At 34.8% G+C, this 13,796-nt stretch carries 14 protein-coding genes; 10 read left to right on the forward strand and 4 right to left on the reverse strand.

Going from position 1 to position 13,796, the window contains the following annotated elements; translation table 11 throughout:
- Nucleotides 1-305: 305 nt before the first annotated feature.
- The 4 genes from AC5LWL_RS06485 to AC5LWL_RS06500 all read left to right on the forward strand — a co-directional run bounded on the left by AC5LWL_RS06485 (nt 306) and on the right by AC5LWL_RS06500 (nt 3,351).
- The gene (locus AC5LWL_RS06485; protein ID WP_493433560.1) at nt 306-584 is read left to right on the forward strand and encodes a YutD family protein; all 279 of its coding nucleotides are present in this window, start codon (nt 306-308) and stop codon (nt 582-584) included.
- A gap of 173 nt (nt 585-757) precedes the next feature.
- Complete coding sequence (locus tag AC5LWL_RS06490; RefSeq protein WP_493433561.1) at nt 758-2,053, forward strand: EAL domain-containing protein; 1,296 nt, start codon at nt 758-760, stop codon at nt 2,051-2,053.
- A 30-nt stretch (nt 2,054-2,083) separates the two neighbouring features.
- On the forward strand, nt 2,084-2,521 hold the full coding sequence (locus tag AC5LWL_RS06495; protein WP_493433562.1) for a DUF86 domain-containing protein: 438 nt from the start codon (nt 2,084-2,086) through the stop codon (nt 2,519-2,521).
- 53 nt (nt 2,522-2,574) lie between these two features.
- Entirely contained in the window at nt 2,575-3,351 is a 777-nt protein-coding gene (locus AC5LWL_RS06500; RefSeq protein WP_493433563.1) for a TIGR01457 family HAD-type hydrolase, read from the forward strand.
- 361 nt (nt 3,352-3,712) lie between these two features.
- On the opposite strand, the gene AC5LWL_RS06505 is transcribed toward AC5LWL_RS06500, so the two are convergent.
- Complete coding sequence (locus tag AC5LWL_RS06505) at nt 3,713-4,204, reverse strand: phosphatidylglycerophosphatase A family protein (RefSeq protein ID WP_493433564.1); 492 nt, start codon at nt 4,202-4,204, stop codon at nt 3,713-3,715.
- 490 nt (nt 4,205-4,694) lie between these two features.
- Between AC5LWL_RS06505 and yutH the strand changes: the two genes are divergently transcribed.
- The 4 genes from yutH (at nt 4,695) to thrB (ending at nt 9,301) form a co-directional block, all read left to right on the forward strand.
- On the forward strand, nt 4,695-5,702 hold the full coding sequence (gene yutH, locus AC5LWL_RS06510; protein WP_493433565.1) for a spore coat putative kinase YutH: 1,008 nt from the start codon (nt 4,695-4,697) through the stop codon (nt 5,700-5,702).
- Nucleotides 5,703-6,030: 328 nt separating this feature from the next.
- Nucleotides 6,031-7,320: a homoserine dehydrogenase gene (locus AC5LWL_RS06515; protein WP_493433566.1), complete on the forward strand. Its 1,290-nt coding sequence runs from the start codon at nt 6,031-6,033 to the stop codon at nt 7,318-7,320.
- Nucleotides 7,320-8,381 (forward strand): threonine synthase, encoded by a 1,062-nt coding sequence (gene thrC, locus AC5LWL_RS06520; protein WP_493433567.1) that lies wholly within the window; start codon nt 7,320-7,322, stop codon nt 8,379-8,381. The genes AC5LWL_RS06515 and thrC overlap by 1 nt, the downstream gene beginning before the upstream one ends.
- Nucleotides 8,378-9,301 (forward strand): homoserine kinase, encoded by a 924-nt coding sequence (gene thrB / locus AC5LWL_RS06525; RefSeq protein ID WP_493433568.1) that lies wholly within the window; start codon nt 8,378-8,380, stop codon nt 9,299-9,301. Before thrC ends, thrB begins: the two co-directional genes overlap by 4 nt.
- Before the next feature lie 345 nt (nt 9,302-9,646).
- Here the strand turns inward: thrB and AC5LWL_RS06530 are convergent, their stop codons facing one another.
- A complete protein-coding gene (locus AC5LWL_RS06530; RefSeq protein WP_493433569.1) occupies nt 9,647-9,883 on the reverse strand; it encodes a NifU family protein in 237 nt (78 codons plus the stop codon).
- Nucleotides 9,884-10,946: 1,063 nt separating this feature from the next.
- Between AC5LWL_RS06530 and AC5LWL_RS06535 the strand changes: the two genes are divergently transcribed.
- Nucleotides 10,947-11,273: a YuzD family protein gene (locus AC5LWL_RS06535; protein WP_493436557.1), complete on the forward strand. Its 327-nt coding sequence runs from the start codon at nt 10,947-10,949 to the stop codon at nt 11,271-11,273.
- A 67-nt stretch (nt 11,274-11,340) separates the two neighbouring features.
- On the opposite strand, the gene AC5LWL_RS06540 is transcribed toward AC5LWL_RS06535, so the two are convergent.
- Nucleotides 11,341-12,417 carry an NAD(P)/FAD-dependent oxidoreductase gene (locus AC5LWL_RS06540; RefSeq protein ID WP_493433570.1) on the reverse strand — a complete coding sequence of 359 codons (1,077 nt, stop codon included), beginning with the start codon at nt 12,415-12,417 and terminating at the stop codon, nt 11,341-11,343.
- Between the two features lie 215 nt (nt 12,418-12,632).
- On the opposite strand from AC5LWL_RS06540, the gene AC5LWL_RS06545 reads away from it, so the two are divergent.
- Nucleotides 12,633-12,872 carry a YuzB family protein gene (locus AC5LWL_RS06545; RefSeq protein WP_493433571.1) on the forward strand — a complete coding sequence of 80 codons (240 nt, stop codon included), beginning with the start codon at nt 12,633-12,635 and terminating at the stop codon, nt 12,870-12,872.
- Nucleotides 12,873-12,975: 103 nt separating this feature from the next.
- On the opposite strand, the gene AC5LWL_RS06550 is transcribed toward AC5LWL_RS06545, so the two are convergent.
- A complete protein-coding gene (locus tag AC5LWL_RS06550; RefSeq protein ID WP_493433572.1) occupies nt 12,976-13,656 on the reverse strand; it encodes a DUF2225 domain-containing protein in 681 nt (226 codons plus the stop codon).
- Nucleotides 13,657-13,796: the final 140 nt, after the last annotated feature.

Consider the following 13,796-nt stretch of genomic DNA (forward strand, 5'->3'; position numbering starts at 1 on the left):
AGATGGAGAATAGCTAATGCTGTTTCTTCATCTTTTTTTAATTTAGGAAAATTATATACGAAATGGGAATGTGGATAATTTGACGGTTGTGTCCGTATCCGGGCTTCAACGTGCAAAAAATCTCTTTCAGAAGGATAATAAATCAATGTTTTTGTATAATCATACCTATGTAAATGGCCTTTAACAGGTTATAATGAAAAGGTATGGCAATGTAAGAAAGAGAAGGCTGGAATAGTATCGTAGTATGTCTCCATTACATCAAATAAATATAAAATAGATAATAATACAAAAAGGAGGTGTTCTATTTGGTTTGCATCAATAATTGTTGTTATGAGCTTCTTGAAGAGAGAAAAGCTGCTTTTAACGAGGAAGCATTTAAAAATAGATACAGTGATATTTTAACAAAATATGATTATATAGTGGGTGATTGGGGATATGGGCAATTGCGCCTGCGTGGCTTTTTTGACGATCAAAATCAAAAATCAAGTTTTGATACAAAAATAAGCACTCTAACAGAATATTTATACGAATACTGTAATTTTGGCTGTGCATATTTTGTTATAAAAAAAGTCAAAAAAATATAAATAAAACCTTTTGTCTTTTGAGTCGAATAGGTGTGGTATGAGTCTTTATATGAACAATTGCATCAAGATGAGAAAAGATAAATGAAACATTTTTAGGCAGCTTAAAGGAAAATAACAGCATGTACAAATATAATAACCTACTGTGATGTCGACTTGCTGAGAGGAATGGAGCTATGGAAAATTATTATTTCAAAAAAGTAAATGGATTGTTGAAATGGGGGAAAGTTTTTTTTCCTACAGCTTCCTTAAAGTACTATCCGCCAAAATTTGTTTTAAGAGACCCAATTAAGCAAGGGATCCATAAGGCTATTAGAAATGGATATGAAGTGGCTGTCATTGTTTATAATGTAGAAAATATCCATGAAATCCATCAGCAATTAGAACCTGATTCTTATCAACAATATATAAAGGAAGCAAAAGCAGTCTTTAAAAAAGTAATAAAAAAAAGCGAGCATGCAGACAATATTATCTTCTTACATGATTATTATCAAGATGGTGTGACACTGTTTTTGCGAATCGACCATAATTCAGAGTACGTATCGGAAATCGAAGCAATCATTAAATTAGTCTTACATAGTGTTCAAGCAGATATGATGAATCTACATCCTGGAGTGCAGTTAATCTTTAATACAGGATATATGTTTATGGAGAAAAAATATATTTCTATCCATGAATCCATTTATAAAGCACATCAACAAGCATTAACAATGGCAATGAAACGAAAAGAATCTGAATTTAATGAATTGGTCTATGCAGTAAGCAAGATTGTTGAAAACAAGGATATACGCTTATTAGCACAGCCAATCATGGATGTAGAAACAAATGAGGTACGAGCTTGTGAAATGTTGACAAGAGGACCAACAGGAACTTCATTAGAAAGTCCATTAAATCTATTTTCTGTTGCCAGGCAAACGAGGTTTTTATACGATTTAGAAATGATTGTACTGGAAAAAACGTTAGAACAAATAACATTAGCCATATGGCAGCAAGATATATTTATCAATTTTACACCGCTGACAATCGGCAATCCTCGATTTGTACAAGATTTAAAAAGATTAATGAGTAAATATAAAGATATTGCTCCAAATAAAATTATTATTGAAGTAACAGAAAGAGACGCTATTGAAGGATTGGAGTATTTTATTTCTAATTTAAAACTCCTTCGAACATTGGGGTTTCGGATTGCAGTAGATGATACAGGGGCTGGGTATGCAAGCTTAAATTCTATTAGTGAAATTATGCCGGATATTATAAAAATTGATCGTTCTGTTATTCAAAATATTGATAAAAATTCAGTAAAGGAATCTATGCTAAAAGGTCTTTTATTGATTGCAAAGGAAGTTGGCAGTATTGTAGTTGCAGAAGGAATTGAAAGTGCTGAAGAGGCATCTGTTCTTTCGCGTAATAAGGTAGATCTTGCACAAGGTTACTTTTATGCAAGACCGGCTAGTTTAAGTAATGGCCTATAGACTCTTTAGTAGAGAAAGGGAGCATGCAGCATGTATTTTGTTGATCGGAACAAAATCGGTTTGCAATTACACTATTTGCAAACGAATGTAGAACTACTGGAGAAACAATCAACATGGGAAACTCTCATAGAAAAGGCGGCATTAGAAAGAATTACCCATAGAATACTCGAATTAATTTTGGATATAGGCAATGGGATGATAGATGGGTTTATCATGAGGGATCCAGGCAGTTATGAAGATATTATTGATATCTTAACGGATGAAAAGGTGTATGCTGATAATATTGGTCATGATTTAAAAACACTTTTATTGTTCAGAAAAAAATTAGTTCATGATTACACACATATAGAACACGTAGAACTTTATCGTGCTTTTTTTGAAAAAATATCCTCTTTAAGAGAATTTAAAACAGCAATAGAAAATTACTTAATTCATGAACTAGGACCAGTTACTGCCTTTAAAAATTAACATTGTCCAAGGTCAACATGTTTCAAATACATAAAAGGAGTTACGTTATCATTATGAAAAAGTATAAAGGGTATTTAATTGATTTAGATGGAACGATGTATAGAGGAACAGAAGTGATTCAGGAAGCTGCTGAGTTTGTAAAAAGACTAACAGCAGAAAATATACCTTATTTATATGTTACAAATAATTCTACTAAAACACCGGAGCAGGTGGCACAAAAGTTAAGAGAATTTCACATACCAGCAAAAAAAGAAGATGTATTCACCTCTGCGATGGCAGCTGCCAATTATATTAGCACGGAAAAAGCAAAGGCAAACGTATTTATGATTGGAGAACAAGGATTAGAAGATGCATTAAGTGGTCAAAACTTACTCTTATCAGATGGAAAGGCTAAGGTAGATTATGTTGTAGTAGGAATGGATCAGCAAATAAATTATGAAAAATTAACGGTTGCCTGTCTAGCGGTGCGCAATGGCGCTTCTTATATTATTACAAATGGGGATACAGCACTGCCGACTGAAAGAGGTCTTCTTCCTGGAAATGGTGCATTATCTTCTGTTATTACTGTCTCAACACAAACAGAACCACTTGTAATTGGGAAACCAGCTTCCATTATTGTTGATCAAGCAATTAAAATTCTTGGAGTGGCAAAAGAAGAAGTAGCAATGGTTGGCGATAATTATCATACAGATATATTAGCAGGAATTCGTGCTAATATTGATACCATATTGGTACATACAGGTGTAACAACGAAAGAGCAATTAGCATTAATTGAACAAAAACCTACTTTTACTGTTGATAGTTTAAAGGATTGGGAATTAATCAAATAAAAAATCCGCCTAAATAAAAGGGGAATCACAAATAATTTACAGCATGTTGATGTGAAGCCACTGAAAAGGTGTTTTATAGAAGAATGATAAGTGAAATGCATGAATTAGTTTGGATGAAAGGGCTCTGAGGAGCTTGAAGCCGACACATAACGTATACGACTCCTGTTTTAGATTAGCGAGACAGGCGAGAAAGAGCAGGAGTGTAACGACAAAGTGTGCGATAAGTCTTGGAAACCTGATTGAGAACTCCCGGACTGCTTGATTGTCACATTTTATAAATTTCCTAGCATTCACTTTTTCAGTGGCCTCGGATGATGCTTTATTCTCCTTCTATTCTATATAGTATAGTAGGAGATATCGTTTATTCCTCTCCTTTTGTTCGATGTGCCAGTCTGCTTGATGCAGCTGCTGCAATGGCGCCGACGATATCATCTAAAAAGGTATGACATTCACCAGTTGATTTATCATTTAATCTTTTTAAGATGCCAGGTTTTAGTTTATCTACGTATCCATAATTAGTAAAACCAATGGAACCATAAACATTTACAATGGAAAACGCTAATACCTCATCCACCCCATATAAGCTTTCATCACTTTCTACAATGGATTGCAGTGGTGCTTCCAGTAAATTTTTTTCGGCAAGCATATCTAGTTGAATACCAGTTAGAATAGCATTTTGTACTTCTCTTTTGGAAAGAACACGCTCAACATTAGCTAAGCAATCGGACATTTTTAAATTTTGATGATATTTTTCCTGTAAGATGTAAACAAGATCAGCGATATCCTGAGTTTCTACGCCTCGATTTTTTAACCAATTTCTTGCTGTTTGTTCTGTGATATCCCTAAATGTCATACGCTTCACCTTTTCCTCTATTGTAAGCACTATATATACGCAGTGCTTATTATTTTATGCATAAAAATAATAAGTGCTATTTTTTTATTCTTTCCAAAGGAAAGTTCCAATATAGCTTACATTAATTGTTATTTTAAAATTCTCCTTGAAGATAGAAGAAAAAAACTATTTTTTTTAATCTCTTCATATACTTTATAAGTGCGTGTTCAAAAAGGAGGATAAAAAGGACCGAGAAGTTCGAGGCGGTTTGCTCCTGAGCATCACCCTTTCACAGGATGTGATGACTTCCACGTTGCTCCCAGGACGTGAGCGTTTTTAGTGGAAGAACCTCTAGTTAATACGTGAGAAGCGGAGAAGCAAACCAACGAAGAAATTCGATGTGTCATTTTTACCGGACTTTTTGAAAAACCTCTATAAGTGAACCTTCCATTAGTAGGGGTCTTACTTTCAGTGAAGAATGGGATAAGCGGAATCAATTAGGAGGGAGAATATGATTCGACATATTTTATTCAGTAAATATGGAATAGATATAAAAGAAGAAACTCGAATTGGCAATTATGAGGCATGTTTGGATAAAGGAAAATTATATACGTTAATTCCAATAGCTAATAAAGGAGAGGACGAATTAGCAGAATTAGAACAATTAACGGAGCATTTGGTCCATAACGGGGATCATCAAATAGCTGTATTTTTACCTTCAAAAGAAGGAGATACACGAATAGAAGTTGAAGAGCAGGCTTTTTGTGTGCTGGTTAACGATAATATAAGCAGTTTCAGCTCAAAGCAACTTGGTAGAAAGCTTGGGAAATTCCACTATCGAGGAAGAACTGTTCCATTTAATGTTGAAAAAATAAGCCGTATTGGACAATGGAAAGGATTGTGGGAAAAGCGTGTGGATCAAATAGAGGGTTTTTGGAACAGTATGCTTTACAAGCAGCCGGAAAGTGAATTCGATCGGATGTTTCTTGAATCCTTTCCCTACTATTTAGGTTTGGCAGAGAATGCGATACAATATTTGGTGGATACAGAACTAGATGATGAACCAGACTCAGTAGATAGTGGTACTATATGTCATAATCGTTTTAGGAAAGAAACTTGGATGGGCGATTATTATATCAAAAATCCATTCGACTGGGTGTTTGATCATTGCGGAAGAGACTTGGCAGAGTGGTCAAGAGAAAGGTACTTTCAAAATATAAAAACCTATCATCGGGATATGAAGAAATTTTTTGCAGACTATCAGAGTGTGATGCCACTAAGTTCATTCGCATGGCGATTAGTTTACTCTAGATTAATGTTTCCTATTCATTATGTAGAATGTATTGAGAACTATTATTCTTCTTCTCATGAAGCAGACCGCTTGTTTTTAGAAGATCGTATGAAAAAATATTTAAACCAATCAAAAGAATCCGAACAATTTTTACATCATTTTTTTGAAAATGTGGAAGTGCCAGTAAAAAAAATGAATATTCCATCCATTGATTGGCTTTCTAATTAAATTATTTTTTCTTTATTCATTTAGAGTGGATGAGAGAAAATGCAACATAAAGCTTCCTTCACACGAAATAGAAAAATAATTCACGGAAAAATCATATTAATAAGAAAATGATGGTTGAATTCAACTGCTATTCCTTTATAATGAAAAAACAAGCAGCAAGGTACTGTAGAAACCTTTGATTGTGAAAAATCATACTATTCAGGAAAACAAGGGGTAAAAGTAAAGAATATATAAATCACCCCTTGTAAAATAAGTAAACTAACACTATAATGTCTACTATAGATAGACAGTTGTTCGTTTATAGAGAACATCTTTAGGGGGAAAACAGATGGAAACAATCTCAATTGGATTACTAGGACTAGGAACAGTTGGATCTGGTGTTGTCAAAATCATTGAAAATCATCAAGATAAGATTATGCATCAAGTTGGCTGTCCCGTAGAAGTGAAAAAAATACTTGTGAAAAATGTAAATAAAGAAAGAGATATCTCACAAGAAATCTTAACAACCGATGTAAATGAAATATTAAACGATCCTGATATAGATGTAATTATAGAAGTAATGGGCGGCGTAGAAGAAACATATAAATGCTTGATTCAAGCATTAAATAATAAGAAGCATGTCGTAACAGCAAATAAGGATTTAATGGCCGTATATGGAGCTAGGTTATTACAGCTTGCCAGCAAAAATAATTGTGATTTATTTTATGAAGCGAGTGTTGCTGGGGGAATTCCTATTATAAGAGGGCTGGTAGATGGATTAGCATCTGATCATATTACGAAAATGATGGGAATTGTAAACGGTACAACAAATTTTATTCTAACGAAAATGAGCAAACAAGGCAGCGCATATGATGAGGTTTTAAAAGAAGCACAAGATTTGGGATACGCAGAAAGTGATCCTACATCAGATGTGGAAGGGTTAGATGCTGCCCGCAAAATGACTATTCTTGCGACATTAGGATTTTCTATGAATATTGGCCTTAATGACGTTAAAGTAGAAGGAATTTCGAAAGTAACAGAAGAAGATATTCAGTATGGAAAACAACTTGGGTATACAATGAAACTAATTGGAATTGCACAACGTCATGAAGGAAAAGTTGCAGTTAGTGTACAGCCTACTTTTCTTATTGACAGCCATCCACTTGCTGCTGTTAATGATGAGTTTAATGCAGTATATGTTTATGGCGAAGCAGTAGGAGAAACCATGTTTTACGGGCCGGGTGCAGGAAGCCTGCCAACAGCCACAGCTGTTGTTTCTGATGTAGTAAATGTACTTAAGAACATGAGACTTGGTGTAAACGGCAAAGGAGCTGTAGCACCGCAATATAAGAAAAAATTAAAAAGTGCAGACGAAATATTTTCAAAATACTTCCTTCGTTTACAGGTAAAAGATGAAGTTGGTGTGTTTGCCGAAATTACATCTATTTTCTCTGAGAATGGTGTGAGTTTTGAGAAAATCTTGCAGTTGCCTGTTAAAGAAAAAGGTTTAGCAGAAGTTGTATTAGTGACTCATGATGCATCCTTATTAAACTATGATAATATTTTGCTTCAATTAAGAGATTTACAATCTGTTCTAACAGTAAAAAGCTCGTATCGTGTAGAAGGAGGAACAAAGTAATGAGATGGAAAGGTCTTTTAGAGGAATATAAAGAATTTTTACCTATTAATGAATCAACACCAATGCTAACGTTAAATGAAGGAAATACACCTTTAATTAAATTAGACAAATTATCCGAAGAGTGGGGAGTAGAACTTTATGTGAAAACAGAAGGAACAAACCCTACAGGATCTTTTAAAGATAGAGGAATGGTAATGGCAGTAGCCAAAGCAAAGGAAGAAGGAAATTCTACTGTTATTTGTGCTTCAACTGGTAATACCTCTGCAGCAGCAGCAGCATATGCAACTCGTGCTGGAATGAATTGTATTGTTGTTATTCCAGAAGGGAAAATTGCGATGGGGAAATTGGCACAGGCAGTAATGTATGGCGCTGAAATTATTTCTATCGAAGGAAACTTTGATCAAGCATTGCAAATGGTGCGTAAGATTAGTGAAACAGAACCTGTTGCACTAGTGAATTCTGTTAATCCATATCGTTTAGAAGGCCAAAAGACAGCGGCCTTTGAGGTATGTGATCAGCTTGGAAGTGCACCAGACATTTTAGCTATTCCAGTTGGTAATGCCGGTAATATCAGCGCTTATTGGAAAGGGTTTAAAGAATATCATGAAGCAAAACAAACAGGTCTCCCTAAAATTCATGGATTTGAAGCAGCAGGAGCAGCAGCAATTGTGCATAATAGAGTTTTTGAAAATCCGGAAACAATTGCAACAGCTATTCGAATTGGAAATCCTGCAAGCTGGAAATTAGCGGTACAAGCACAAGAAGAGTCAAATGGTTACATCGATGAAGTAACAGATGAAGAAATCGTAGCAGCTTACCGGAAAATAGCTGCAACGGAAGGTGTTTTTGCAGAGCCAGGATCTTGTGCATCTATTGCTGGTTTATACAAGCATATTCAAAACGGAAAAATCCCAAAAGGAAGTAAAATAGTCGCTGTTTTAACAGGGAATGGTTTAAAAGATCCGAATACTGCTATTGATGTGAGTCCGATTAAACCAGTGCTGCTTCCTAATGATGAAAAAGCGGTAGCTGAACATATTAAAGGAGTAGTTCATATATGAACGAAAGTGATATGCTGCAAATAAAGGTGCCTGCGAGTTCTGCTAATTTAGGACCAGGCTTTGATAGTATTGGACTAGCACTTGATTTGTACTTAACACTTGAAGTTTCTCCTGCTGACAAATGGGAAATCATTCCTTTGTCAAAAGAACTTGAACAATTTCCAAAGGACGAAACAAATTTTATTGTACAAACCGCAGCTCAGGTTGCAGCAAAATATCATAAAAAGCTGCCGACTTGCAAAATAAAAGTTTCCAGTGATATTCCTTTAGCTAGAGGGCTTGGTTCAAGTGCCTCAGCAATTGTTGCTGGAATTGAGCTGGCAGATTCTTTATGTGAATTAAAACTTTCTAAAAATGAAAAATTTCACATTGCATCCAATATGGAAGGACATCCTGATAATGTAGGTGCAAGTATTTTTGGAGGATTAATAATCGGTTGTCAATTAGAGGATGATGTAGATGTAGAGGTGATTCATTCTATTGATTTAGAGCTGCTTGCCGTTGTTCCAACTGAAGAGTTGCTAACAAAATCATCTAGAAGTGTTTTGCCAGATACATTATCCTTCTCTGAAGCAGTTGCAGCAGGTGCTGTTTCCAATTTATTAATAGCCGCATTATTATCAGGAAACCATGAACTAGCGGGAAAAATGATGATAAAAGACAAATATCATCAACCATACCGGAAAGGCTTAGTTCCACATTTGCAAATAATTGAAGATCATGCGCTTTCCTTAGGTGCATATGGGGTAACATTAAGCGGGGCTGGCCCAACTGTATTATGCTTTATCAGAAATGGACAAACTTCTGCTGTTGTAAACGGTCTTAAAGAACTTCTTCCAAATATGGAATATCAGCCTTTGAAGGTTGATTTCACGGGTAGCAAAGTGACAAAAAATATTTTCTCAAATGTAGAAAAATAAGAGTTGTAACGTTCATTGTTCTCTCGAGAGATATTTTTTATGTGAACAGTTGAAATGGATTGCCTACGTTTTTCTATAATGATGACTTCCGCAGAAACAAACGTGGAAGTCATTTTTTTATAAAAAAATGCAGCGTTGTGCAGATTTTTTGGGGAATAAATAATACCTGGTGCTTTTATCCTCGTTTTTGAACACGCACGAATATAACATAGAGAATAACGAAAAAGAAGGTACCTAAAAAAATTAGATTTTAATGTATCCCTTTCGCTCCAGCATTGCTAGAATAAAGATGCCATTTCGATCTGATTCCTTTTAGGTGCCTTCTTTATTAGGAAAATATCCTACTTAAAATACTTGTTCTACTTCTACAACTCCAGGTACTTCTTCTAATAATGCTCGTTCAATACCTGCTTTTAAAGTGATAGTTGAACTTGGACAGCTGCCGCAAGCCCCTAGTAAACGTAATTTTACGATGCCATCTTCCACATCTACTAATTCGCAGTCTCCACCATCTCTTAATAGGAAGGGACGTAATTTATCTAATACTTCCTGTACTTGTTCTTTCATTTCTACACTAGTCATACATATCGACTCCTTTCCTATTATTTATTATAATCACAATAAGACAAAAAATCTATTCTAGAAATTCGAAAAACAATAAACAATAATTGGATAGTATAATAACTCAAACTTCGCACCTTCAAATTCGTTTGCAAATTTTGATAAAATTCGGTTAAGAACTATAAATTGAGAGGCATGTTTTTAAAAGGTGAAAAAGTATATACTTTTTGAAATGTGAAGGCTGTCTAGCTTCGCCGTACAGGATGTACAAGTGCCGGCCAAGACATAAGGACGTGGCGTATTTAGCCGGTCAGCGCCTAGCCCCAGTGAGTATTGCCTCCAGCCTCTAAAAGTAAAAAACACTTTTTGAGTCTGGAGAACATTTTTCTTCAGGGCTAAACAAGGCGCTTGCGCTTTTCTTATGGGGTTGCTTTCCACTACGGGTTGCTTCGCTTTCCGCGGGGTGGGAGCTCTGAGCCTCATCGGCGTTGCCTTGCGGGGTCTTTAGCCTTCCCACATTTCCCGCAGGAGTCTTCGCACCCTCCGTTACAAGCAACTTGTTTTAGAATACGTTCTTGTCTTCGAATTTCATTACAAGGTATGATGACTAAACACTAGTAGCGTTGATTTTTTATGTTTATTATTCAACGTTGTTCTCCCAAAATGTGCACTTTTAGTCTATTTTTATAAGATGGATGTTTTCACCAGTTCAACGACAGCAACTAATGAATTAAAACGGCTTGATTGGAGTGTAAGGTGCGAGACTCCTGAAACGAGAATCTTGCCCCTATTTATAAGGAATAATGTTTGCAAAAAAAACACCCAAAAAGATTAATCAAATTCTTTTCTAATTGCTCTAAACCAAGTTATGCTAATACATGAAGAGGAATTATAACTGCAAAGTTTTAGTAATAACTATTCGGTGTTTGTTGTAAAGAAATAAAGACCAAAATGAAAAGAATTTTTCTCTAAAAGTTTATCCATTGAATTAAATAATAAACATTCAAAGGTAGGAGCAGCACCTGCAATTTAAACAACAATTGATAAGCAAATGAAAAGAGTTTGAGGACTAAAGGGGAGAAGTATAGTGAAAAAAGAAGTAGAGGTTAGTATATATGGTGCAGACCAAATTTGTGCAAGCTGTGTTAATTTGCCTTCTTCAAAAGATACATATGAATGGCTGCAAGCAGCAATTGGCCGGAAATTTCCTGATCAGAAATTCGTGATTCAATATTATGATATTTTCCAGTCACATTCAGATGAAAAAAAAGATGAATTTTGCAAAAAAATAATAGAGGAAGAACTATTTTATCCAGTAGTAGTCATTGAAGGAGAAATAGTGGGGGAAGGAAACCCACGATTAAAAAAGATATATGCAGAATTTGAACGATATGGATATGTAAGTAGATAACTGGAAAACAGTGGGGGACGCATAAGAGTACCTTGAGAAACGTCCCCACTTGAAGGTTAGATTTTTTTTATTTAAAGAATTGTCTCTTTTTTGTTTTATCTTTCCAAAGAACACCTAGTTTTATCAATCTTGGAACTCTTCCTGTTAAAGGTTTGTTGGCAACTAATCCAAATCCATGCTTTTTTCCAAGTGATCCTAAAACGCCTTTTACTTTAATCGCTGGCAGTTTCTCAGGTGGTTTCTCTCCTTTCCAGCGAGCATTTAGTATGAGTGCAATCTGTTCAGCCTGTCCTTCAGCAAGTTGAGCACTTGAAGGTTCAGATAAACTGGCACAGTCTCCCACAACAAAAATATGTTCGTTATTCGCTAAATGATGATGCTTTGTTAAAAGAATTCGACCTTTTTTATCTTTTGCAACTTGTAAATCCTGCACTACTTTATTTGGTTTGACACCTGCTGTCCACACAATACAATCAAAATTGTTAGCTTCCCCATGGTTATATACTGTATTTTTTTCAATCGCAGTAATGTTACTGCTGTGAATAATCTGTACTCCACGTGATTCGAACCATTTTGTCACATAATTACTGACACGAATGGAATAGGAGGATAGTATTGTTTTTCCTCGATCAAATAAGGAAACGCTTAAATCTGGCCGACTTTCATTTAATTCAGCAGCAAGTTCTACCCCGCTGAGTCCAGCGCCAATAATGGCAACTCGTGAATGTAATGGTAATTCACGTATGCAGTTATAGGTTTGTATTGCTTTTTCTATCGTTTGAATGCTTTGTGTATATGTATCTGCTCCTTTTATATGATGGTAATTATCCTCACACCCAAGACCGATTATTAAATCATCGTAGTGAATGCTATCTTTGTTTTTTAATAAAATAAGGTTTTTGTCTAAATCAAGGGAAAGAACTTCTTCGTTTACTAACAAAACTTGTGGATGTGTTGGAAATGGAATGCGAATATGTTCATCTGAAACAGTTCCAGCAGCTAAAGCATAATATTCTGTTTTTAAACAATGGTCAGGAGACTTATCAATTATAGTGACAAGCAAATTGTATGGCAAATTAGGAATGATGCTTGAAAGGATTTTCATTCCTCCATATCCGCATCCAAGAATCACGAGATTTTTCATATTATTTCTCCTTTTATATTAAGAAGTAGGTAGTAATGTATTTAGGTGAGGATATTTAAATGGAAAAAGTGGATTCTTAACAGTATATTATACTTAAGATGCTCTTTATTCTTGATTATTAAAATGAAAAAAGATACTATAAGTTTTAAATGCATAAAAATTTAGAAAGCATTGGAGCTAGACACTGTTCTAACTTCAAGTTTGAGGTGAAAAACTTGTTTAAGCCGATTGTAGAGTTTTGCCTAAGCAACCTATCTTCTGGTTCAGAAGCTGCTAAAGAGGTACTGGAAAACGATGAGCAATTAGATGTTTTAGATTATGGCTGTTTAGGCTTATGTGGACAATGTGGAGAAAGTTTGTTTGCATTAGTAAATGGGGAAGTTGTTACAGGAGAAACTGCTGAAGAGCTTGTCAAAAATGTGTATCAGTTCATAGAAGAAGATTCGAATGTTTAAGGAGTCATACATCTGTTATAAAGTGTGGTAATTTATTGGCTAAAATTTTATTTTAAAACAGTAAAAAAGAAGCAGCAATAGAATTCTATTTGTTGCTTCTTTTTTAAATACTTTGAACTTCTCTTATTTTATGCCAGCTTTCTTTTGCTAATTCAATAATATTAGTCTCGTTTGTTCTGCTTTGCTTTTCAATCACTTTTGAAAAGTACTTGGTTGCTTGATTCATTTTGACTGTTCTTCTTGATAATTCACCAATTAAATATAATGTTTTTAATTCGGAAACTTTTGTCCCTAAGAAGTCTGCTGTCAGATAAGAAGCTTCGTACTCCTGCAGTGCCAGGTTCATAAAGCGAATTTCCTGTTCGTTCTCTTTTATTGAACGATAAAGCCAAGCTAAGCGAATATAAAGCCCAGCAACGATGATATGTTTTTCTTTTCTTAAAAGAGCGCAATATGCTGCCAGTTTATAACTAATCATTGCATCTCTTACTGAGCGGTTTCCTCCGAATGAACGAGGCGTCCAGCGATTGCAAACTTTCTCAATCAAAAGCATTTTTTCGTTTAATGACAAGTTTGCAGATGTTTCATCATGAAAGGAATAGCCACAGTCTGGACAAACATTTATATAATAGAGAAGGGGATTATGATCCGCATATGTTGGAAAAAAATCTGTATCTAAATTAGTCATTTTAATAAAACGTGTACGAATTTTTTTTGTAGTAAAGGAAGTATTGCATAATGGACATGTACATTTTTTATCATAAAGAGGTTTGACGGAGTTCATATGTTCACCTTCTATAATTAGGTAATATGGTTCATTGTTTTGTGTATTCATTATACAATAAATATATGTGTTTATACCTATTTTGTTGAAAATATATGAAAAAAGTTGTGCGTATAAACTAACAAGGCTTAAAAAAATCT

Source organism: Niallia sp. WK069_GA_01, assembly GCF_983173855.1.